This is a genomic window from Leisingera sp. F5, assembly GCF_001593695.1.
Genome location: NZ_LUKH01000008.1, coordinates 98,615 through 121,127, shown reverse-complemented (window position 1 = coordinate 121,127; position 22,513 = coordinate 98,615). Strand labels below are relative to the sequence as shown.

At 63.9% G+C, this 22,513-nt stretch carries 21 protein-coding genes; 14 read left to right on the top strand and 7 right to left on the bottom strand.

The window, feature by feature from the left end; translation table 11 throughout:
* Positions 1-24 precede the first annotated feature (24 nt).
* On the top strand, positions 25-2,331 hold the full coding sequence (locus A2I95_RS06985) for a response regulator (protein ID WP_291729070.1): 2,307 nt from the start codon (positions 25-27) through the stop codon (positions 2,329-2,331).
* 319 nt (positions 2,332-2,650) lie between these two features.
* Here the strand turns inward: A2I95_RS06985 and yaaA are convergent, their stop codons facing one another.
* The 3 genes from yaaA to A2I95_RS06970 all read right to left on the bottom strand — a co-directional run bounded on the left by yaaA (position 2,651) and on the right by A2I95_RS06970 (position 5,915).
* Entirely contained in the window at positions 2,651-3,415 is a 765-nt protein-coding gene (yaaA, locus tag A2I95_RS06980; RefSeq protein WP_291729069.1) for a peroxide stress protein YaaA, read from the bottom strand.
* A 29-nt stretch (positions 3,416-3,444) separates the two neighbouring features.
* A complete protein-coding gene (gene recQ, locus A2I95_RS06975) occupies positions 3,445-5,502 on the bottom strand; it encodes a DNA helicase RecQ (protein WP_291729068.1) in 2,058 nt (685 codons plus the stop codon).
* 125 nt (positions 5,503-5,627) lie between these two features.
* The gene (locus A2I95_RS06970) at positions 5,628-5,915 is read right to left on the bottom strand and encodes a YggT family protein (protein ID WP_027256734.1); all 288 of its coding nucleotides are present in this window, start codon (positions 5,913-5,915) and stop codon (positions 5,628-5,630) included.
* 133 nt (positions 5,916-6,048) lie between these two features.
* Here A2I95_RS06970 and A2I95_RS06965 point away from each other — a divergent pair, with 133 nt between their 5' ends.
* The 12 genes from A2I95_RS06965 to A2I95_RS06910 all read left to right on the top strand — a co-directional run bounded on the left by A2I95_RS06965 (position 6,049) and on the right by A2I95_RS06910 (position 16,142).
* Positions 6,049-6,597: an acyl-CoA thioesterase gene (locus A2I95_RS06965; protein WP_291729067.1), complete on the top strand. Its 549-nt coding sequence runs from the start codon at positions 6,049-6,051 to the stop codon at positions 6,595-6,597.
* 50 nt (positions 6,598-6,647) lie between these two features.
* Positions 6,648-8,012: an MFS transporter gene (locus A2I95_RS06960; protein ID WP_291729066.1), complete on the top strand. Its 1,365-nt coding sequence runs from the start codon at positions 6,648-6,650 to the stop codon at positions 8,010-8,012.
* Positions 8,009-8,878, top strand: a complete 870-nt coding sequence (gene mepA, locus A2I95_RS06955; protein WP_291729065.1) for a penicillin-insensitive murein endopeptidase — start codon at positions 8,009-8,011, stop codon at positions 8,876-8,878. Before A2I95_RS06960 ends, mepA begins: the two co-directional genes overlap by 4 nt.
* Entirely contained in the window at positions 8,851-9,765 is a 915-nt protein-coding gene (locus A2I95_RS06950) for an esterase-like activity of phytase family protein (protein WP_291729064.1), read from the top strand. Before mepA ends, A2I95_RS06950 begins: the two co-directional genes overlap by 28 nt.
* 192 nt (positions 9,766-9,957) lie before the next feature.
* Positions 9,958-10,593: a queuosine precursor transporter gene (locus A2I95_RS06945; protein ID WP_291729063.1), complete on the top strand. Its 636-nt coding sequence runs from the start codon at positions 9,958-9,960 to the stop codon at positions 10,591-10,593.
* 246 nt (positions 10,594-10,839) lie between these two features.
* A complete protein-coding gene (gene arfB, locus A2I95_RS06940; RefSeq protein ID WP_291729062.1) occupies positions 10,840-11,259 on the top strand; it encodes an alternative ribosome rescue aminoacyl-tRNA hydrolase ArfB in 420 nt (139 codons plus the stop codon).
* A 66-nt stretch (positions 11,260-11,325) separates the two neighbouring features.
* Positions 11,326-12,072: an SDR family oxidoreductase gene (locus A2I95_RS06935; RefSeq protein WP_291729061.1), complete on the top strand. Its 747-nt coding sequence runs from the start codon at positions 11,326-11,328 to the stop codon at positions 12,070-12,072.
* Complete coding sequence (locus tag A2I95_RS06930; RefSeq protein ID WP_291729060.1) at positions 12,069-12,422, top strand: cupin domain-containing protein; 354 nt, start codon at positions 12,069-12,071, stop codon at positions 12,420-12,422. The genes A2I95_RS06935 and A2I95_RS06930 overlap by 4 nt, the downstream gene beginning before the upstream one ends.
* A 94-nt stretch (positions 12,423-12,516) precedes the next feature.
* Positions 12,517-13,539, top strand: a complete 1,023-nt coding sequence (locus A2I95_RS06925; protein WP_291729059.1) for a P1 family peptidase — start codon at positions 12,517-12,519, stop codon at positions 13,537-13,539.
* A gap of 109 nt (positions 13,540-13,648) precedes the next feature.
* Positions 13,649-14,110 carry a cytochrome C gene (locus A2I95_RS06920; RefSeq protein ID WP_291729058.1) on the top strand — a complete coding sequence of 154 codons (462 nt, stop codon included), beginning with the start codon at positions 13,649-13,651 and terminating at the stop codon, positions 14,108-14,110.
* 154 nt (positions 14,111-14,264) lie between these two features.
* Entirely contained in the window at positions 14,265-14,807 is a 543-nt protein-coding gene (idi, locus tag A2I95_RS06915; RefSeq protein WP_027256745.1) for an isopentenyl-diphosphate Delta-isomerase, read from the top strand.
* Positions 14,808-14,885: 78 nt separating this feature from the next.
* Positions 14,886-16,142 carry a flavin-dependent oxidoreductase gene (locus A2I95_RS06910; RefSeq protein WP_291729057.1) on the top strand — a complete coding sequence of 419 codons (1,257 nt, stop codon included), beginning with the start codon at positions 14,886-14,888 and terminating at the stop codon, positions 16,140-16,142.
* Positions 16,143-16,392: 250 nt separating this feature from the next.
* On the opposite strand, the gene glpK is transcribed toward A2I95_RS06910, so the two are convergent.
* The 3 genes from glpK to panB form a co-directional block, all read right to left on the bottom strand.
* Positions 16,393-17,883 carry a glycerol kinase GlpK gene (glpK, locus tag A2I95_RS06905; RefSeq protein WP_291729056.1) on the bottom strand — a complete coding sequence of 497 codons (1,491 nt, stop codon included), beginning with the start codon at positions 17,881-17,883 and terminating at the stop codon, positions 16,393-16,395.
* Between the two features lie 67 nt (positions 17,884-17,950).
* Positions 17,951-18,811, bottom strand: coding sequence for a pantoate--beta-alanine ligase (panC, locus tag A2I95_RS06900; RefSeq protein WP_291729055.1), 861 nt, complete (start codon positions 18,809-18,811; stop codon positions 17,951-17,953).
* 8 nt (positions 18,812-18,819) lie between these two features.
* Complete coding sequence (gene panB, locus A2I95_RS06895; protein WP_291729054.1) at positions 18,820-19,650, bottom strand: 3-methyl-2-oxobutanoate hydroxymethyltransferase; 831 nt, start codon at positions 19,648-19,650, stop codon at positions 18,820-18,822.
* Positions 19,651-19,814: 164 nt separating this feature from the next.
* Here panB and A2I95_RS06890 point away from each other — a divergent pair, with 164 nt between their 5' ends.
* Positions 19,815-21,293 carry an ABC transporter substrate-binding protein gene (locus A2I95_RS06890; protein ID WP_291729053.1) on the top strand — a complete coding sequence of 493 codons (1,479 nt, stop codon included), beginning with the start codon at positions 19,815-19,817 and terminating at the stop codon, positions 21,291-21,293.
* Positions 21,294-21,387: 94 nt separating this feature from the next.
* Here A2I95_RS06890 and A2I95_RS06885 read toward each other — a convergent pair whose 3' ends face one another.
* A complete protein-coding gene (locus tag A2I95_RS06885; RefSeq protein WP_291729052.1) occupies positions 21,388-22,506 on the bottom strand; it encodes an acetoin utilization protein AcuC in 1,119 nt (372 codons plus the stop codon).
* Positions 22,507-22,513 lie beyond the last annotated feature (7 nt).

Genomic DNA, 22,513 nt, shown 5'->3' with positions numbered 1-22,513 from the left:
AATGTATTGCCGGAGTTCGCAGGGATGACCCTTGCCAGCAAATTAGCGGAAGAAAGACGGGCCCGGCTGGCCGCCGAACGGCTGCTTGAGCTGAAGCAGGCCGAGCTGTCGGCTGCCAACCGCAAGCTGGGCCGCCATGCGCTGGCGCTGACCAAACAGATCGGCCAGACCCAGGCCGAAGTGGCCACTGTGCGCGACGAAAACGCCAAGGTGAAATCCGATCTGAATACCGCGCATGAAAAGGTTGAGACTGCGGAACGGCGGCTGTGGCATTCGATCCAGGCGTTTCAGGACGGCTTTGCGTTCTTTGATGCCGATGGCAGCCTGATCGGGGCGAACACCGCCTACCTCAATATCTTCGACGGGCTGGAAGAGGTCTCGCCCGGCATTTCCTATGTACGGATCCTGCAGCTTCTGACCGATGAGGGGCTGATCAATACCGGCGAGCTGGGCACCGAAGCCTGGCGCGAAATGATGAGTGAGCGCTGGCTTTCGCCCTCGCCCGATCCGGTGGTGATCCAGCTGTGGGATGAGCGGTATCTGCGGCTGATCGACCAGCGCGGCCATGGCGGCGACGTGGTGACGCTGGCGCTCGATATCACCTCGACTGTTCGGTACGAAAAGGACCTGCGCGGCGCCCGTGCCCGCGCAGAGGCGGCAAACCGGGCAAAATCCGCCTTTCTTGCCAATATGAGCCATGAGATCCGCACCCCGATGAACGGGGTGGTGGGCATGGCCGAGCTGCTGAGCGACACCGAGCTGGACGAAGAACAGCGGCTTTATGCCAACACCATCAAAAACTCGGGTGAAGCGCTGCTGGTCATCATCAACGATGTGCTGGATTACTCCAAGATCGAAGCCGACAAGCTGGAACTGCATCCCGAACCCTTTGACCTGGAGCGCAGCCTGCACGAGGTGGTGATGCTGCTGCAGCCCACAGCGCGGGACAAGGGGCTGACGCTGCTGGTCGATTACGACCTGTTCCTGCCAACCCGCTTTACCGGCGATCCAGGCCGGATCCGGCAGGTGCTGACCAATCTGGCCGGCAATGCGGTGAAGTTCACCAAGGAGGGCCATGTGACTCTGCGGGTGACCGGTGTTTCGTCGCCTGATGACAAGCAATGCGCGGTGCATATCTCGATTGAGGACACCGGCATCGGCATCCCTGAAGAGAAGATTGAGCATATATTCGGCGAGTTCAATCAGGTCGAAGACGAGCGCAATCGCAAGTTTGAAGGCACAGGGCTGGGGCTGGCGATCTCCAAGCGGCTGATCGAAATGATGGGTGGCGAGATCTGGGTCGACAGCGAAGAAGGCAAAGGCTCCTGTTTTGGCTTCCGCTTGCCCCTGCCCATTGAAGGAACAGCAGAGCAGCCTCTGCCGAAGCTGCCCAGCTCGCTGCGCCATGTGTTGCTTGTGGATGACGCGCCGCTCAACTGCGAGATCCTGCAAAAGCATCTGCTGATGCTGGGCATTCAGGTCACCACTGCTGAAACCGCAGCTGGTGCGCTTGCCGCGATGCATAACAGCATTGATCTGGTCATCAGCGGCCATAACCTGCCTGGGCTGGATGGCGTCCAGCTGGCGAAGGATCTGAAATCCGGATCCTGGCGCGGGGTGCCGGTGCTGATGCTGAATTCCGGCCCGCATGGCGCCAATGATCCGGAAATCCGCCAGCTGGCGGACGGGGTGCTGCAAACTCCGGCACCGCGGGACGATCTTTTCAACCAGCTAGCCAATCTGGGGGCCAATGCTGCCGGCCCCGGCTGCGAGGCGCCGCTGCAGGACGCGCTGATGGCGGCTGACACAGTAGTGGACACGGCAGCGCCGCTGGCAGGCCTTGAGGCGCCGCAGACCGAACCGCCCGCAGGCCCGCCGCCGGAACCGGAATCGGAAATCCGCCGGATGCGGGTGCTTGCGGCAGAGGACAACAAGACCAATCAGCTGGTGTTCAGAAAAATGGTGAAAGAGCTGAACATAGAGTTGAAATTTGCCAGCAACGGCCTGGAGGCGGTCGAAGCCTTCCAGACATTCCACCCGGATCTGATTTTCATGGACATCTCGATGCCAATGATGGACGGCAAGGAAGCCACAGCCAAGATCCGCAGTATCGAAGCGGACACCGGCGGCCATACCCCGGTTGTGGCGCTGACTGCGCATGCAATGGCAGGCGATTCGGAAGGCATTCTCGCGGCCGGCCTGGACCATTACCTGACCAAGCCGCTGCGCAAGGCGCTGATCCACGAAAAGATCCGCGCCTGTGCGCCGGACGGGACACAGGCCTTGGATCCGGACGGCCCGCCTGCCCCGATTGTTGCCCAAGCACTCTGAATAAGCAGATCTCCCCGCCGTCGGCACGCCATGGCGGTCAATCATTGAAACAAGCTGTTCTCAGGGTACGCCTGGGCTTTTGCTCTTCGCATAGTGCTTAGCTGGGTCCTGGTTGCCGGGCGCCGCCAGGATCCGGCTTTTCCGGGTCTTGTCCCACCCGTTTGCAACGGACGCTCTTGCCATCACCCGGCCTGCCTTAAACAACGGCGAAGCTCTCCCGCGCCCGCAGGCGCACCGGCTGCGCCTTTGTGCTGCCACGCCCAACCGTTAAGGTGCATTCTTTGAATGTGCCGAAGCGGGCGGGAGCCCTCCGCCTGCCTCAGGCGCCGCGCAAAAAGACTGGCTTGCCGGGGGCCGACATTGCTGGTTGAAAGACATAGCCGCCGGCATCGAATTCATTGAGACTCTCCGCATCTGTCAGCCGGTTCTGGATAATGAACCGCGCCATCGCACCGCGGGCGCGCTTGGCGTAGAAACTCACCACCTTGGGGGTGCCGTTCTTGTCTTCCATGAACACTGGCGTGACCACCCGCGGCGTCAGCGCCGCCAAATCCACCGCGCCGAAATACTCCTGGCTGGCGCAGTTCACCAGCACGCCGGCGTCCACAGCATCCGCCTGCGCGTTCAACGCAGCTGAAATCCGGCTGCCCCAGAACTCATAGAGGTTTTTGCCGCGCGCATTCTTCAGGCGTGAACCCATTTCCAGCCGGTAAGGCTGCATCGCATCCAACGGGCGCAGAACGCCATAAAGACCGGACAGGATGCGGAAATGTTCCTGCGCCCAGGCCAGTTCATCGGTGTCCAGCGAAGACGCTTCCAGCCCCTGATAGGTGTCGCCGGCAAAGGCCAGCGCCGCCGGGCGGGTGGCCACAGTTGCCGGATCCGCCGAAAACTCTTGAAACCGTGCATAGTTCAGCTTGGCCAGATCCTCGCTGATGTGCATCAGCTTCATCAGGTCCGCCACGGATTGTTCGCGGGCCGCTTCTGCCAGCTCCACCGCGTCGTCATGCAGCGCGGGCCAGGTCATCTCCTGCTCCCGTTCCGTCCAGTCCAGCTTCTTGGCCGGAGAGGTCACTACCAGCATATCTGCCCCCTTACATTCTTGGCGCGACCCTAGCCCGCACCGCGCAGGACGTCCAGAAATGCCGCTGCGAAACGTTCTGCGCGGCGCTCTCCTAACAGCCTTGTGATGCCAGCCTCGTCATCTGCGCGCATCTGCGCCACCTTGGCCAGCAGCGAGGCGGAGCAGCTGAGCGGTTTCAACGTGCCGCAATCGCCACGGGCGAGCTGCGCCTGCGCTTCTAGCAGACCGTCATACATAGAGCCGGACCCGCGCCCCGCCAGCTTGCGCCTTGCGGGGTGCAGCTGTTCGGCGGCGCCGGTGATCACGCTCAGGAAGTCGTCGCCGTAGCGTTCCAGCTTCTTGGCACCGACGCCATTGACCCGCGCCATCTGGTCCAGCGTTTCCGGCCGGCTTTCAGCCATCTCGATCAAGGTGCGGTCGGGAAAGATCACATAGGCCGGCACTTTCTGCGCCTCGGCCAGGGCGCGGCGTTTGGCCTTCAGCGCCGACAGCAGCGGCGCGTCCTCTTCCGACACCAGCGCCTTGACTGCCGGGCGGCGCTCCGCCGCCTTGATGGTGTCACGGCGCAGCTCGATACTCTGTTCGCCGCGCAGGATTGGCAGGGCGGCCTCGGTAAAGCGCAGCGCGCCATGGCGTTCGGGGTCCGGGCGCAGCAGGTCGTGGCCCATCATCTGCCGGAACACTGCCTGCCATTGGCGCTTGCCGAATTCCTTGCCACAGCCAAATACCGACAGCTCGTCATGGCGTTTGGCCCGCACCCGGTCGTTCTGCGTGCCCAAGAGGATGTCAATCAGATGGCCGGAGCCGAACCATTCCTCGGTCCGCAGGACCGCCGACAGCGCCTTGCGCACCACGGTGGTGCCGTCGAACACATCCGCCGGCGTGTCGCAGAGGTCGCAATTGCCGCAGGGTTCCGCTTCCTCGCCGAAATAGGCCAACAGCTTCTGACGGCGGCAGCGCAGCGCCTCGGCCAGGCCGAGCAGAGCGTTCAGCCGGGCATGGTCGGCGGCGCGTCGTTCCGGAGGGGCCAGCCCCTCGTCCACCTGAGTGCGGCGCAGGCGGATGTCATCGGGGCCGAACAGAGTGAGGGTTTCCGCAGGTGCCCCATCCCGGCCTGCCCGGCCGATTTCCTGGTAATAGGCCTCGATGGATTTCGGCAGGTCGGCGTGGGCAACCCAGCGGATGTCCGGTTTGTCTATCCCCATGCCAAAGGCCACGGTGGCGACCACGATCAAGCCATCCTCTCGGGCAAATCGGGTCTCGACAATGCGGCGGTCCTCAGCGTCCATGCCGCCGTGGTAGAAACAGGTGGAATGACCACCTTCGCGCAGGGCTGCCGACAGTGCCTCGGTCTTGGCGCGGGTACCGCAATAGACGATGCCGGACTGGCCTTTGCGGGCGGCAGCGAACTCCAGGATCTGGCGGCGCGGGCTGTCCTTAGCGCCAAAGGCGAGGTGGATATTGGGCCGGTCAAAGCCGCGTAAGAAACTGCGGGGTGCATCACCGTCGAACAGCTTCTGGACGATTTCTTCCTGGGTTTCCTGGTCCGCCGTTGCGGTGAAGGCGGCCAGCGGCACGCCCAGGGCGCGGCGCAGCTCGCCGATGCGCAGGTAATCGGGGCGGAAGTCGTGGCCCCACTGGCTGACGCAGTGCGCCTCGTCCACCGCGATCAGGCTGACACCGATCCGGCGCAGCATCCCCATCGCCGCACCTGAGGCCAGCCGTTCAGGCGCCATGTAAAGGAGCTTGAGCCGCCCGGCCTCGATCGCCTCCCAAACCGCTTCGGTCTCTTCCTCGGTATTGCCGGAGGTGAGCGCGCCGGCAGTGACGCCAGCCTCCTGCAGGGCGCGGACTTGATCGCGCATCAAGGCAATCAGCGGCGAGATCACCACGGTCACCCCGTCGCGCAGCAGCGCCGGCAGCTGGAAGCACAGGGACTTGCCGCCGCCCGTGGGCATGATTGCCAGCACGTTTTCGCCTGCGGTCACGGCGTTGACGATCTCCTCCTGCCCGGGGCGGAAGGCGTCAAAGCCGAAAATCTCACGCAGGATCGGGGACGCGCCTGTCAGGGCTGCCGGGGCTGTCATGGGGGCAAGGGGCCTCAAAGTGGTGGTCTGCTCGTATTGGCAGGCACAATCCCACAGGAGGCATAGGGCGGCAAGGGCTGCCGCGCAAAAGCCCGGCGAAAGCCGCCGGGCCTGGCACGTTCAAGTCAGTAGAACGCCGAGACGTTGTTCACCAGGATGATGCGCAGTGCATAGACGCCGATCAGCACCGCCAGCGGCGCCAGGTCAATACCGCCCATGTTCGGCATGATCCGGCGCACCGGAGCGTACAGCGGCTCAAGAACCCGGTTCAGCATGTACCAGATCTGTGCCACCAGCTGCTGGTGCAGGTTCAGAACCTGGAAGTTGATCAACCAGCTCATGATCACATGGGCAATGATGAAGAACCAGACAATGTCCAGGATCAGCATCAGAATTTGGAACAGCGAAACCATCTGTTTTTCCCTTTTTCGAACAGCCTCACAGGTAAGCAGACACGGCGAAATGCGCAAGGCTTCCGCGAGGTTGCAGTTGACGCGCTGTAAACGGGTGGCATCACGGGCACAAGCGAATGAGGAGCCCCTGCCCATGTACCCTTTTTTCCGACTGATCAAGGATACCGTTCTGGCCAGCCGGATGCCACGGCTGCCGATCACCGGCCTGCATGTCTCGCATCACATCTGCTGGCCTTGGGATCTGGACATGTGGATGGAGCTGAACAACGGCCGCACCATGACTCTGTACGACTTGGGCCGCACCATGCTGGCACAGCGGGCGGGACTGATCAGTGCACTGAAGAAAAACCGTTGGGGCCTGACTGTGGCGGGCTCATCCGTGCGCTACCGGCGCCGCATCCGCGGATTTGAACGGTTCGAAATGCGCAGCCGCGCCGCGGGCTGGGATGACCGTTTCATCTATGTCGAACAGTCTATGTGGAAGAAAAACGGCGATTGCGCCAGCCATGTGATGCTGCGCACTGCGGTCACGGACCGCAATGGCATCGTCCCCCCCGCCAAAGTTCTGGCGGCATTGGGGCAGGATGCTGAAACCTCTCCCGATTTGCCCGGCTGGATCAAGGATTGGTGCCAAGCGGATGGCGGCCGGCCCTGGCCGCCGATGCAGGACGGGCTTGCCTAGGCCCCTGCCCGCCTGCCATACCTGAAGGCAACTATAATAAGAGGCCGGGCATGCAGCAGGTATCCACGCGCAAGCGGATCTGGGGATGGTGGTTCTTTGACTGGGCCAGCCAACCGTATCAGACGCTGCTGGTCACCTTTGTATTCAGCCCGTTTTTTGCTGCAGCGGCGGCAGATTATTTCATGACCCAAGGGCTGGCGGGTGAGGCCGCCAAGGCGCAGGCGCAGACCGTTTGGTCGATGTGCCTGACCGTGACCGGGCTGATCATCGCCTTTGGCGCGCCCTTCCTTGGCGCGCTGGCCGATATCACCGGGCGCCGCCTGCCCTGGATCATGATGTTTTCGCTTATGTATCTGATCGGCGCCTGGGGATTGTGGTACATGGACCCTGCCGGAAGCAACCTGTGGTGGATGCTGGTCAGCTTCGGCTTTGGCTTCATCGGTGCCGAGTTTGCGCTGATCTTTGTCAACGCGCAGCTGCCAACGCTGGCCAGCCGCGAGGACGTGGGGGCGGTCTCCGGTTCCGGCTTTGCATTCGGCTATCTTGGCGGCGTGATCGCGCTGTTCATCATGCTGCTGCTGTTTGTCGAGCAAAGCTCAGGCAAGACGCTGATCGGCCTCAGTCCGGCCTTTGGACTGGATGCCGAGGCCAAGGAGGGCACCCGTGCCGTCGGCCCGTTCACTGCGGTCTGGTTTGCTGTTTTCATGATCCCCTACTTCCTGTGGGTACAGGACCGCGGCGCCACCGGGCGCAAGGCCAGCTTGGGCAAAGCCTGGCAAATGGTAATCACGCTGGTTGCCAGCCTGCGCTACCGGCTGAGCCTGGCAACCTATCTTGGCTCTTCGATGTTTTACCGGGATGCGCTGAACGGGCTGTACGGTTTCGGCGGCGTCTACGCGAAACTGGTGCTGGGCTGGGAGATCACCCAGATCGGCATCTTCGGCATTGTCGCCGCCTTTGCCGCCACTGTTTTCAGCTGGCTCGGCGGCAAGGCAGACCGGCGGCTGGGCCCGAAACCGGTGATCATCGCCTCGATCCTGGTGCTGGCCTTTGTCTGCCTGATCATCGTCAGCATGTCGCGCCATCAGATTTTCGGCATAGCCCTGGCGGAGGGCTCGACCCTGCCCGACACGGTGTTTTTCGGCTGCGGCATGCTGATCGGCGGCTTTGGCGGCATCCTGCAGTCGGCCAGCCGCAGCCTGATGGTGCGCCACACCAGCCCTGCGGATGCGACCGAAAGCTTTGGCCTGTATGGCCTGTCGGGGCGCGCCACCGCGTTTCTGGCCCCGGCGCTGATCGGCCTGGCCACCACCGTGACCGGCAGCGCCCGGCTGGGGATCACACCGGTGATCGGGCTGTTTCTGATCGGATTGATACTGTTGTTCTGGGTTCAAGGAGAAGGAGATCAGGGTTGAAACTGTTTCTTGCCATCTGTGTGGCGGTTGCCGGGTTATGCAGCCCGGCAACCGCGCAAACCCCCGCCAAGGCCCTGTTCGGGGCCAAGCCCAGCGCCTCGCAGCAGCGCCCGGCGCCGTTCGGCTCTTATGCCAAGGGCTGCGTTGCCGGCGCCGCCCAGCTGCCTGAGACCGGCCCCACCTGGCAGGCGATGCGGCTCAGCCGCAACCGCAACTGGGGCCATCCGGCGGCGATAGATTTTGTTCAGGATCTCAGCCGTTTTGCCGCCAAGCAGCGGGGCTGGAAGGGGCTGTACATCGGCGACATCAGCCAGCCCCGCGGCGGTCCGATGCTGTCCGGCCACCGCAGCCACCAGATCGGCCTGGATATCGACATCTGGATGCGGCCGCCGGACCGGCTGAACCTCAGCCGCAGCGCACGGGAAAACATCTCCTCAATCTCCATGCGCCGGGCCAAGGGCGCCTATGTGAACGCCAGTTGGACCCGCGCCCACCACGAGATTCTGAAAGCCGCGGCGCAGGACAAACGGGTGGCGCGGATTTTCGTGTTTCCCGGCGCCAAGGTGCAGATGTGCAATGACGAGAAGGGCGACCGCCGCTGGCTGCGCAAGATCCGGCCCTGGTGGGGGCACCACTATCACTTCCACGTGCGGCTGGCCTGCCCGCGCGGTGCCCGCGGCTGTGCCGATCAGGCGGCCCCGCCCAAGGGCGACGGCTGTGCCGATGCGCAGCGCTGGGTCAATGACATTCTGAATCCGCCTCCGCCGAAACCGGTTGACCCCAACGCGCCAAAGCCTAAACCGCGGCGTGATTACACCCTTTCGGACCTGCCCAAGCAATGCGCTGCCGTTCTGCAATCAAACTGACCCTCGCCGTTGCTGCCGCCGCCTGCCTGACGGCGGCGGCCTATGCGGCAAACCGCCCCGCGGCGGCGGCCGCAGGCAAGGCGCGGCACCTCAGCAGCTACACCTGGAAGCTGAACCAGCACTGGTTCGGCGGGTTCTCGGCGCTGAAGCTCAGCAGCGGCGGCACGGCAATGACCGTGCTCAGCGACCGGGCCACTTTGGTGACAACCCGGATCCAGCGCAGCCAGGGCCTGATTTCAGGCATCACGGCCCGGCGCGCGCACGAGCTGCGGGCCTCCACCGGGAAAACGCTCAAGGGCTTTGCCGGCGACAGCGAAGGGCTGGCGGTGGCGGCGGATGGCAGCCGCTATATCTCTTTCGAGGGCGCCGCCCGGGTGGCGCGCTACCATCGCCCCGGCGACCGCGCCAAGGTGCTGCCGCGCCCCAAGGCTTTCCGCAGCCTGCCGCCCAACAAATCGCTGGAAACCCTGGCCATCGATTCCCGCGGGCGGCTGTACACTTTGCCCGAACGCGCCTTGGACAATCACGGGCAGATCCCGGTCTGGCGCTGGAACGGCCGCCGCTGGTCGCGCCCCTTCAGCCTGCCGCCGGAGGGTGGATTTCTGCCGGTGGATGCCGATTTCGGCCCAGATGGGCGGTTCTATCTCCTCGAACGCGATTTTACCCTGTTCGGGTTCCGCAGCCGGTTGCGGCGCTGGGATATCACCGCCGCAGGGCCGGTGAACGAAACCGTTCTGCTGCAAACCCGTTCCGGCACCCATGACAATCTGGAAGGGCTGTCCGTCTGGGCGGATGAAACCGGAGCTTTGCGCGCCACCATGGTATCGGACGACAATTTCCTGCCCTTTCAACGCACCGAACTCGTGGAATACGCGCTGCCCCGCTGATCACGCGCCCTGCGCCGCGCCAGCGGCACCGGGCCCAACCGAAAGAGTGCATTTCCTGAAATGCGCGCGGGCGGGCGGACGGGAGCCTCTGCCCTGCGGGGCGCTTGCAGCAGGGTGCGGAACGGTTTAAAGGGGCCGGTCTTTTGCCGTGCCGGAACATGTGCCCGCGGCCTTGAAAAACGGATCCGACCCATGCCCCGCTCGCATATCCCCGGCATTGTTGCCATGGCCGCCGTCGTTGTGGCGTCCAACATCCTGGTGCAATTCCTGTTCGGCCAATGGCTGACCTGGGGCGCCTTCACCTATCCCATCGCCTTTCTGGTCACCGACGTCATGAACCGGGTCTACGGCACCGCGGCCGCCCGCAAGGTGGTGCTGGCCGGTTTCCTTGCTGGGGTCGCCTGCTCGCTGATCGGCACTCAAATCATGCTGCAGGGCGACGGCTTCACCTATCCGGCCGTGACTCTGCGCATCGCGCTTGGCTCCGGTCTTGCCTTCCTCACCGCGCAGCTATTGGACGTCGCCGTCTTCTCGGCCCTGCGGACAGGCAAATGGTGGCGCGCGCCACTGGCGTCCACGCTGGCCGGCTCCATTGTGGACACCGCCCTGTTCTTCACCATCGCCTTTTCAGGTGCGCTCAGCTGGCTCGAGCCCGGCAACGATGTCGCTTGGGCTGGAGAGCCGCTGCCGCTGCTGGGCAGCGGCCCTATGGCCCCTTTGTGGGTCTCGCTTGCCGCGGCCGACTGGCTGGTGAAACTGTCGCTTGCTTTGGCCGCCCTTGTGCCCTTCCGCATCATCGTGCGTAAACTGACCGCAAAGACCACATGATTTTGTTTTGACATTAACCGAATCTATGGCAGGCTGGGGTCACACGAAACATTCAGAAAGGAGGTGCCCATTGTCTAGAGAAGCTATGGAGAGCAGTGCCGGAACAGTTCAGAAGGCGTGCGGCCGAGGCAGCCCTTGGCGCGTATAGAAGACTGAATTGGTGCCGACCTAACCGGTGCACCTCCTATCATCTCGAAGGGCTGTTCCCGCGTGTGGGAACGGCCCTTTTCGATTACTGACCGAGCCATGATCCACGTTAATGCGCAAATCACCCTGCAGGACTGGGAACTGACCGAAAGCTTCGTCCGCGCCTCGGGCCCAGGCGGGCAGAATGTGAACAAGGTGGCCACCGCGGTGGAACTGCGGTTCGAGGCCGAACGCTCGCCTGCGCTGACGCCTGCGGTCAAATCCCGGTTGAAACGGCTGGCCGGACGCCGCTGGACCAAAGAGGGCGCGATCATCCTGCAATGCGACGAAACCCGCTCGCAGCAGCGCAACCGCGAAATTGTGCGCGAGCGGCTGGCAGAGCTGGTGCGCAAGGCACTGGTGGCGCCAAAACGGCGCATTGCCACCAAACCCACCCGCGGCTCGGTCAAGCGGCGGCTTGAGGCCAAGAAACAGCGCGGCGGATTGAAGGCGACGCGCGGTAAAATCGACCCGGATTGATCCGGCGGATTGCACCCGCTGCCCGCTCCGCCCATGCTGCTGGCAAATCAGCAAGGAGATATGGCCATGCGGCTGGACGGAAAAACCGCCATCGTGACCGGCGGCGCCTCGGGCTTTGGTGCGGGAATTGCACGCAAGTTCCTGGCCGAAGGCGCCCGGGTGATGATTGCCGACATCAATGGCGCAGCAGCTGCGGAAATGGCCGCGGAGCTGGGCCGCAACGCCATTGCGCAAACCGTGGATGTCTCCGACGGCGCCTCGGTCAATGCCATGGCAAAGGCGGCGCTCGCCGCTTTCGGGCACCTCGACATTCTGGTCAACAATGCCGGCGTCACCCACCTTCCCGCCCCTTTGGAAGAAATCACCGAGGACGATTTCGACCGGGTACTGGCTGTGAACGTGAAATCCGTCTACCTGACGGCCCGCGCCCTGGTGCCGCATATGAAGGCGCGCCAGACCGGTGCGATCCTGAACGTCGCCTCCACCGCAGGTGTGTCGCCTCGCCCCAATCTTAACTGGTACAACGCCTCCAAGGGCTGGATGATCACTGCCACGAAAACCATGGCGGTCGAACTGGCGCCGCATGGCGTGCGGGTCAATGCGATCAACCCGGTGGCGGGGGAAACGCCGCTGTTAAAAACCTTCATGGGCGAAGACACCCCGGAAATGCGCGCCAAGTTCCTCTCAACCATCCCTATCGGCCGGTTTTCAACCCCTGGGGACATGGGCAACGCGGCTTGCTTCCTGTGTTCGGATGAGGCCGGTATGGTGACCGGTGTTGCAATGGAAGTGGATGGAGGACGCTGCATATGAAGACCGTGAACCTTAGCGAAAAGCTGGCGATGTTTTCCAGCCATTGGGATCCGCATGTGGTGGCGGACTACAATGGCAACGACGTGATGGTGGTGAAATTCCAGGGTGAATTTCCCTTTCATCACCACCCGGATACCGATGATTTTTTCCTGGTTCTGGAAGGTGAAATGGTGATGGATATCGAAGGCGAACCGCCGCAGACCATCCGCTCGGGCGAGTTGTTTGTGGTGCCCAAGGGCGTCAGCCACCGCCCCCGCGCCAATCAGGAATGCAAGGTGCTGCTGATCGAACCCAAGGGCGAGCCAAACACCGGCGATCCGGCAACTGCAGCGCCCAAGCCGCGGATATAGGCGGTTTGAAACCAGCTCTTTCATCTTTCTAAAAATACTCGCGCCGCAGGCAGCCCGCAACAGCGGGCATCGGCCAAACAAAGGACTGCCCGCTATGCTCCCCGGTCCCAGAAACCTGATCACCGATGTGCCCGGTATCCTGGTTGGCAATGCGCAAGACGCGGTGCTGAAATCCGGTACAACGGTGCTGACCTCGGACATGCCCTTCACTGCGTCGGTGCATGTGATGGGCGGTGCGCCGGGCACGCGGGAGACGGACCTGATGGCGCCGGACAAATCGGTGGCAAAGATCGACGCGCTTGTGCTGTCCGGCGGCTCCGCCTTTGGTCTTGATGCCTGTTCCGGGGTGATGGATGCGCTGCACAGCCGGGGACGCGGCTTTCCGGTCGGGCCGGCGAGGGTGCCGCTGGTGCCGGGCGCGATCCTGTTTGATCTGCTGAACGGCGGAGACAAAGCATGGAAGGAAAATCCCTACTGCGCCCTGGGCCGGGCAGCGTTTGAAAACGCGGCAGAGGCGTTTGATCTTGGCACTGCCGGCGCAGGCACCGGCGCGCTGACCGCAATGGTCAAAGGCGGATTGGGATCGGTCTCTCTGGTGCTGGACAGCGGCGCGACCGTGGGCGCGCTGGTGGCTGCCAACCCGCTGGGCGCCGTCACCACGCCGGGCGAGCGGCACTTTTGGGCTGCACCATTTGAAATCGGGGATGAGTTCGGCGGATTGGGCCCCGATCCGGCAGCCGGGCTAGGCCGCATACTGGAGAGCCGCAAACTGGCCGCAATGCAGAACCTGGGCGGCGAGACGCTGCCGGAAGAGCGCGCCAATACCACCATTGCCATCGTCGCCACGGATGCCGCACTCAGCAAGGCGCAGTGCCAGCGCCTGGCCACCGCTGCCCATGACGGCATCGGCCGCGCCATTGTTCCGGCCCATGCACCCGGCGACGGCGATCTGGTCTTTGCCGCCAGCACGGGCACCCGCGCCTCGGAAAACCCGGATGCAGAACTTGGCGTACTCTGCCACGCCGCTGCCCTGTGCCTCAGCCGCGCAATTGCCCGCGCTGTCTCTAGCGCTACGCCAGAGCCAGGCGACCTGCTGCCCTGCTGGGCGGCGCCTTGAAGGCCTGCAACTTCCTGCCATGACATTGATGCGCGTCAAACTGCCGGTTGACACCGCCGGCTATTGGATCATGAGTCACACCTGCCAACTCAAAACCGGAGCAAGCAATATGAAACCTCTCGTTACAGCCGCCATTTTCGGCCTCCTCGCCGCCCCTGCCTTTGCCGAAGGCGACCCGGCCAAAGGTGAGAAGGGGTTCAACAAATGCAAATCCTGCCACATGGTCGTCTCGGATGACGGCGATGTGATCGTGAAGGGCGGCAAGACCGGCCCCAACCTGTGGGGTTTGGCCGGCCGCACCGCCGGCAGCACTGAGGGCTTCAAATACAGCAAGGACCTGATTGCGGCGGGCGAAGCCGGACTGGTCTGGGACGAAGCGAAATTCGTCGGCTACACCACCGATCCCAAGAAATTCCTGCAGGCCGAAACCGGCAATCCCAAAGCCAAGTCGAAAATGTCCTTCCGCCTGAAAAAGGGCGGCGAGGATATCTTTGCTTTCCTGGCCAGCCACGGCCCGGCGCCGGCTGAAGAACCTGCCGCTGAAGAAAACGCAGAAGCCGCTTCCGAGTAAGGCCGGATTTTCCGGCAGCGCAGCCACAAAGCCGCGGCATTTTCGCCGCGGCTTTTCGCGTAATTGCTTTCGTAACCCGCAGAGGTTAGCGGTAGAAGCCAGGCCATCGCAGTTGCGGCAAGCCGCGCCACAAAAGAACCGTCACGGACACAGCATGAGCCACATGATCCCCGCCTGGGTGAACGGCGATTTGACACCGGTTGACAAGCTCGCTGCGCATGAGCGCGGGCTGAAGCACAAGGCGGTCTCCGTTTTTGTGGTGAAAGGCGTGGAAATCCTGATGCAGCGCCGGGCGATGGGGAAATACCACACCCCCGGCCTCTGGGCGAACACCTGCTGCACCCATCCGATGTGGGACGAGCAGCCCTCCGCTTGCGCGGTGCGGCGGATGCAGGAGGAGCTGGGCCTGACGGGCCTCTATCCTGAGTTCCGCCACCACCTGGAATACCGTGCCGACGTCGGCAATGGCCTGGTCGAACATGAAGCCGTGGATGTGTTCCTGGCCCATGCACACCGCCCCTTGAACATCACCCCCAACCCGGACGAAGTGATGGAGACCCGCTGGGTCGATTACCATGACCTTCTGGCCGAAGTCAGCCGTCACCCGGAACGGTTCACGCCCTGGCTGAAAATCTATCTGCACAATTACGCCGATGTGATCTTTGGCCCCGACCTGATCATCGGTGGCCGGCGCTGACCGCTTACTCTTTCCGCCAACTTGCCCCCGGTCGCCCGCCGTGGTTATCTGCGCGCGCAATTAGGGAGTATGCTTATCATGTCCATCCTCATCGCGGGCGGCGGCATTGCCGGGCTGACCCTGGGGCTGACTTTGCATCAGATCGGGGTCCCCTTTCAGATTTTTGAGGCCGCGCGCGCGCTGAAGCCGATAGGTGTTGGCATCAACCTGCAGCCCAACGCGGTGCGGGAGCTGTTGGATCTGGGGCTGGAGGCCGAACTGGATGCGATCGGCGTCCGGACCCGGCAGCTGGGGTTTTACAGCAAGTTCGGCAGGACCATCTGGGAAGAGCCGCGCGGCACCCGCGCGGGCTATGCCTGGCCACAGTATTCGGTGCATCGCGGAGAGCTGCAAATGATGCTCTACCGTGCACTGGCAGAACGTGCCGGGACGGGCTGTTTTGAGACCGGCGCACGGGCGGCGGGGTTTGAGGATACGGCAGAAGGTGCCGCGCTGCTGCTGGCAGACGGCCGGCGGGTCGAGGGATCGCTGGTTGTGGCAGCGGATGGCATCCATTCCGCCCTGCGCGCGCAAATGGTGCCCGATGAGGGTGCGCCGATCTGGAACGGCCGCATCCTGTGGCGCGCCACTACCAGGGCGCCAGCCTTCAAGGGCGGCGCGGCGATGGCAATGGTCGGTCACGATCACCTGCGGCTGGTCGCCTACCCGATCTCGGCGCCTGATGCCAGGGGCCGCGTCACCATGAATTGGATTGCGGAGAAGCGCTTTGATCCTTCCGCCCCCTGGCGCCGGGAAGACTGGAACCGGCCCGCTGACATCACTGAGTTCCTGCCCGATTTCGAAGGCTGGAGGTTTGATTGGATCGACGTGCCCGCGCTGATCCGCGGTGCCGGGGCGGTCTATGAATACCCGATGGTGGACCGCGACCCGCTGGCGCGCTGGACGACAGGCAGTGTGACCCTGATGGGCGACGCCGCGCATCCGACTTACCCGGTGGGCTCCAACGGCGCCAGCCAGGCGATCATCGACGCGCGGGTGATCGGCGCGCAGCTGCTGAAACACGGGGTGAACGATGGCGCTCTGCAAGCCTACGAAGCAGAAGTGCGCCCCGTGACGACGGCTGTAGGCCTGGCAAACCGCGCTGGCAGCGGGCCGGACGGGGTGCTGCAGAGGGTCGAGGATCTCTGCGGCGGAGACTTCCAGGACATCAGCGAAGTCATTCCGCAGGCGGAGCTGGCCGCCCATGCCGCCAAGTACAAGATGATTGCGGGCTTCTCCATCGCGGAGTTGAACGCCCGCCCCGCAACCGTCCCGGCAGGCGCCCGCATCAGCTAGGGCACGCCCGCGGCCAGCCGCGCCTCAAGGGCGGCACAGCCGCCGTGCCGCAGGCACGGTCCACCCTTGAGGCGCGGCTGGCGGCTATCACACTCGTGGCGGCACGTTTAAGGGCAGTTTTGACCTTAAACCGCTTCTCAGCAAAGGAAAAACGCCGCGCAAAGCGCGGCGCCACGCCCAACTGTGAGGCACATTCTTTGAATGTGGCGGAGCAGGCGGGAGCGCCCCGCCCTGCCCTGTGCCACAGCGGTCAAACGCCGATCACCGCCTGAACCGCGCGCTGCCAGCGCGCATAAGCCGCCTGCCGTGCGGCGGGCTGCATCAGCGGCACGAACTGGCGGTCGAGCTTCCAGGTATCCGCAAATCCCGTCTGATCCGGATAGATCCCGGCGCGCATGCCCGCCAGCCAGGCGGCGCCAAGTGCGGTGGTTTCCTGCATCACCGGGCGGTCGACCGCGGCACCCAGCAGGTCCGACAGGCTTTGCATGGTCCAGTTGCTGGCGCTCATGCCGCCATCGACGCGCAGTGTCACGGTGTGGTGGCTGTCGTCCTCCCAGTCGGCGCGCATCGCCTCATAAAGGTCGCGGGTCTGGTAAGCGACGCTTTGCAGCGCGGCGCGGGCGAACTCCGCCGGGCCGGAGCTGCGGGTGAGGCCGAACATGCCGCCACGGCACTCCGGCTCCCAGTAGGGCGCGCCGAGGCCGGTGAAGGCGGGCACAAGGATCACGTCCTGGCCCGGGTCGGCGCGCAGCGCCAGCTCGCCCGACTGCGACGCCTCTTCGATGATCCCCAACCCGTCGCGCAGCCATTGCACCGCGGCGCCGGCGATGAAGATCGAGCCTTCCAGCGCATAGGTCGGTTTACCGTCCAGCTGATAGGCGATGGTGGTCAGCATCCGGTTTTTCGACACCACGGGCGCGTCGCCGGTGTTCAGCAGCGCAAAACAGCCCGTCCCATAGGTGGATTTCATCATCCCTGGCTGGAAACAGGCCTGGCCGATGGTGGCAGCCTGCTGGTCGCCCGCCACCCCCAGGATCGGGATCGCGCCGCCCAGGATCTCCGGATCGGTGGTGCCGAAATCGGCAGCGCTGTCCTTCACCGCCGGCAGCATCTGCTGCGGCACATCCAGCAAATCGCTGATGGTTCGGCTCCAGCGGCCCTTGCGGATGTCATACATCAGCGTGCGCGCGGCATTGGTGGCGTCCGTGACGTGGGACGCACCGCCGGTCAGGCGCCAGATGAGGAAGGTATCCACCGTGCCAAAGAGCAGATCCCCTGCCGCCGCCCGTTCGCGCGCACCCGGAACGGTGTCGAGGATCCATTTCACCTTGGTGCCGGAGAAATAGGGATCGAGCAGCAGCCCGGTGCGGTCTGCCACCATCTCTGCGTGGCCTGCGTTCCGCAGCTGCTCGCAAATAAATGCTGTGCGGCGGTCCTGCCAGACGATGGCGTTGTGGATCGCCTTGCCGCTGGACTTGTCCCAGACCACGGTGGTTTCGCGCTGGTTGGTGATGCCGATGCCCGCGATATCCGCGGCGGAGACATCCAAATCCGCCATCACCTTGCGGCAGACCGCGACGGTGGTTTCCCAGATCTCCTCCGGGTCATGCTCCACCCAGCCCGCTTGCGGGTAATGCTGGGTGAACTCCTGCTGCGCGGTGCCCGCGACCTGCATGCCTGCATCAAACAGGATTGCCCGGGTCGACGTGGTGCCCTGATCAATTGCCAGAATATAGGTCATCGGCTGCCCTCCAGTCTCCTCTGACCGGGGAGCATAAACGCAAATGTGTTACCGCTGCCAGCCCCTACTAAGAATTTAGTTGAGGAACTTCGATATTGTCGATCAGCCGGACACCATCCATCCAGGCGGCGGCCAGCAGGCGGGCAGGCCTGTTGGGGTTGTCCAGCGCCTGCAGCGTTTCCGCACAGCGCAGGTCGAAGTATTCCACATCGCCGAAGCCCGCCTCTGCCAGCGCCTTGCGCGCGGCGGCCTCGAGCGGTGCCCAGGGTTCGCCAGCCGATGCTTTGGCGGCTGCCTCCCGCATTGCCGCATTCAGAGCCGCTGCCTTGGCCAGCGCCGCCTCAGGCAGCAGCAGGTTGCGCGAGGACATGGCAAGCCCGGAGGCCTCGCGCACTGTCTCGCAGCCGATCACTTCGATCGGGATGTCCAGATCGCGGGCCATGCGGGTCACCACCATCAGCTGCTGGTAATCCTTCTGGCCGAAAAACGCCTTGTCCGCGCTGGTCTGCAGGAACAGCTTGGCGACCACCGTGGCGACGCCATCGAAATGACCGGGGCGGAAGGGGCCTTCCATCACGTCCGCGATGCTGCCGCCAACCGAGACATTGGTGGCGTAGCCTTCGGGATAGATCTGGTCCGGGTCCGGAACATAGATCAGATCGGCTCCCAGATGCGCGAGTTTTTGCGCGTCGTCCTGTTCGGTTCGGGGATAGTTCTCCAGATCCTCTGGCTTGTTGAACTGTTTGGGGTTCACAAAAATGGTCACGATCACCCGGTCGCATGCTTCCTTCGCGGCCTCGGCCAGCGACAGGTGGCCCGCGTGCAGTGCACCCATGGTCGGCACCAGGCCGATGGTTTCGCCGGCACGGCGCCACTCGGCTGTCTTGGCGCGCAGATCAGACAGGCGGCGCAGGATCGGAGCGGTCATTTCGGAGGTCATCCTTTGGAAGGCGCCTGATCGGCAAACACATGCTCTGCCGCAGGGAAAGAGCGCGCCCGCACTTCAGCAGCGTATTCGGCGATGCCTGCTTCGGCCAGCGGGCCAAGATCAGCGTAGCGTTTCACGAATTTCGGTTTGAAGGCGGTGAAGAAGCCCAGCATGTCGTCAACCACCAGGATCTGCCCGTCGCAGCCCGCACTGGCACCGATGCCGATGGTGGGGATTGCGACCTCGGCGGTGATCTTGTCGGCCAGCGCCTGCGGCACCTTCTCCAGCACCACCGAGAACGCCCCGGCCTCCGCCACCGCGCGGGCATCTGCCAGCACGGCCTCTGCCTGCGTATCGCGGCCCTGCACCTTGTAGCCGCCCAGGGTGTTGATCGACTGCGGTGTGAGGCCGATGTGAGCCATCACCGGGATGCCGCGCTGCACCAGGAAGCGGATGGCCTCTGCCATCTCGACGCCGCCCTCCAGCTTGACCGCGGCGCAGCCGGTCTCAGCCATCAGCCGGGCGGCGTTACGAAACGCCTGCTGCGGGCCTTCCTCGTAAGAGCCGAAGGGCATGTCGATGACCAGCATCGCCTGTGCCAGCCCGCGCGCGACCGCCTGGCCGTGTATAATCATCATCTCCATCGTCACGCCCAGGGTCGAGGTCAGCCCGTGCAGCACCATGCCGACGCTGTCGCCGACCAGCACAAAATCGCAATGCTTGTCCATCAGACGCGCCATGGGCGTGGTATAGGCTGTCAGGCTTACCAAAGGGGTGCCGCCCTTGCGGGCCCGGATGTCTTCGGCGTTGGGCGCCTGTTTCTTGGCTGTTGCGCTCATGGCTTCCTGTCCGCAGTTCGAATAGCGCCCGGATTACCAACTAACGCCGCGTGCTTCCAGTGCGCGAAATGCCGCCCGGTCTTGATTACGCTCGGGAAACAGGGAAACTCGTTTCCAATAGGCGCCATTTTCAGGCCCGTAGATTGCACACAGGGAGATTTCAGATGGCCTTCAGAACCTTTGCAGTAGCCGCCAGTTCCGCGCTGGCGCTGATGGCGGGCAGCGCTTGGGCCAAGGACAGCGTCACGATCGGCCTGCAGCTGGAGCCGCCGCATCTGGACCCGACCAGCGCTGCGGCGCAGGCCATCGACTCGGTGGTTTACAGCAACATCTTCGAGGGGCTGACCCGGTTCATGGGCGATGGCTCAGTGGTGCCTGGACTGGCGGAAAGCTGGGAAATTTCCGGGGACGGCACCGTCTATACGTTCAAGCTGCGCGAGGGCGTGAGTTTTCACGACGGCAGTGCGATGGATGCGGAGGACGTGAAATTCTCGCTCGACCGCGCCCGGGGGGAAGACAGCACCAACGCGCAAAAGGCGCTGTTTGAGGGGATCACGGCTGTGGATGCGGTGGACCCGCAGACCGTGCAGATCACGCTGGACGCGCCGAACGGCAGCCTTCTGTTCAACCTCGCCTGGGGCGATGCGGTAATCGTGGCGCCGGACAGCATCGACAGCATCAAGACCGATCCGGTCGGCACCGGCGCCTATACCTTCCAGGAGTGGGTGCAGGGCGACCGCATCACGCTGGCACGCAACCCAGACTACTGGGGCGATCAGCCCGCGCTGGTGTCAGCCACTTTCAAGTTCATTTCCGATCCGACCGCTGCCTTTGCCGCAATGATGGCAGAGGACATTGACGCCTTTGACAACTTTCCGGCGCCGGAAAACCTGCCGCAGTTCGATGCCGACCCGCGGTTCCAGGTGCTGGTGGGATCGACCGAAGGGGAGACGATTCTGTCCACCAACAATAAGCAGCCGCCGTTTGACGACATCCGGGTGCGCCAAGCGGTGGCCCATGCCATCGACCGGCAGGCGATCATCGATGGCGCCATGTTCGGTTACGGCACGCCGATCGGGACGCATTTTGCACCGCACAATCCGGCCTACAAGGATCTGACCGGAGGGTCATCTTTTGATCCGGAGAAATCCAAGGCGCTGCTGGTGGAGGCGGGTTTTGCCGAAGGGTTCGAGACCACACTGCACCTGCCGCCGCCCTCCTATGCCCGGCGCGGCGGTGAGATCGTTGCCGCGCAGCTGGCCGCGGTGGGCATCAAAGCGGAGATCATCAATGTCGAATGGGCGCAATGGTTGGAATCAGTGTTCCGCGGCAAGAGCTTTGGCCTCACCATCATCAGCCATACCGAGCCGATGGATATCGGCATCTATGCCCGGCCCGAGTATTACTTCCAGTATGACAGCATAGCTTTCCAGGAGCTGATGGCCAAGCTGAATGCGACCACCGATCCGGACGCCCGCACCGCGATCCTGCAGGAAGCGCAGGAGATGATTTCGGCGGACTACGTCAACGGCTACCTGTTCCAGCTGGCCAAGCTGGGCGTGGCCAAGGCAGGGCTGCAGGGGTTGTGGGAGAACGCGCCCACCGCCGCCATCGACTTGAGCGCGCTGAGCTGGGCGGAATAGTTTGAAACGAACCTCTTGCCCGGCCGATAGGCCGGGCCGCGCCCGACCCGGGCGCATTCGCACCCTCCCAGGCTCGGGCGCGGCCCTAACCGTCTTACAACCCCTGCCTCGCCCGCAGATAGGCCACTCGCTCCCGGATCACGTGCCTGACCTCACCGCCGCGCGGCTGGTCCCTCACTGTGGTGAACCAATGCTCAGGCGGGTTGCGGCCCATGCGGTTGCCGTTGAACTCCAGCCCGCGCAGCACATCCTGGCCGGCCGCAGGCAGGTGCTCCGGCACATCAAACCCGTTCAGCGTGGCCCAAACCCCGGTCCAAAGCCGCCCCACCGACCAGGGGTTATAGCCGCCGCCGCCCAGCACCAGATACCGCGGCGCCATCCCCATCAGCGCCCGCGCCACCGCCCAATGCGCATTATTCGACAGATCCAGATGCGGCAGCGGATCCTCTGTCACCGCATCGGCCCCGCATTGCAGCACGATGGCATCCGGCGCAAAACCCTCCACCGCGGGCAGAATCAGCGCGTCTCGGATATGGGCCATCTCATCATCGTTGAAACCACGCGGCACTGGCATGTTCAGGGCCGAGCCGCCCGCGTCCTCCACCAGCGTGCCTGTCTTGGGCCAGAGGTTTTCCTCATGCACCGAGATCATCAGCACGTCCCTGTCGCCGGCAAAGCCATGCTCCACCCCGTCGGAATGATGCGCGTCGATATCCACATAGGCAATCCGCTGCGCCCCATGATGGCGCAGCGACAGCATCGCCAGGACGGGATCGTTCAGATAGCAAAAGCCGTTGGCCCGGTCCGGCATCCCGTGATGAGTGCCGCCCGCCGGATTGTAGACGATGCCGCCGCTTGCCAGCAGCTCCCCCGCCAGGATCGAGCCGCCTGCCGCGGTGGCCGGACGGCGGAAGATTTCCGGGAACACCGGGTTGGAGATGGTGCCCAGATGATGCCGCGCCCGCACCACATCGCTCACCGCCTGCGCCGCCTCCGCCGCCTGCAGCGCCGCGATGTATTCGGGCGTGTGCCAAACGGTCAGCGCTGTTGGCTTGGCGCGGGGGGAATTCACATAGACCTGGTCCGGCAGCCAGCCCAGCGCACGAGAGAGGTCCATCACGGTCGACACCCGCGGCACCCGCAAGGGATGGGTGCAGCCATAGGAAGAGCCGCGGTATATTTCTGATCCGATGAACAGGGGGCGGGACAGCATGGCTCAG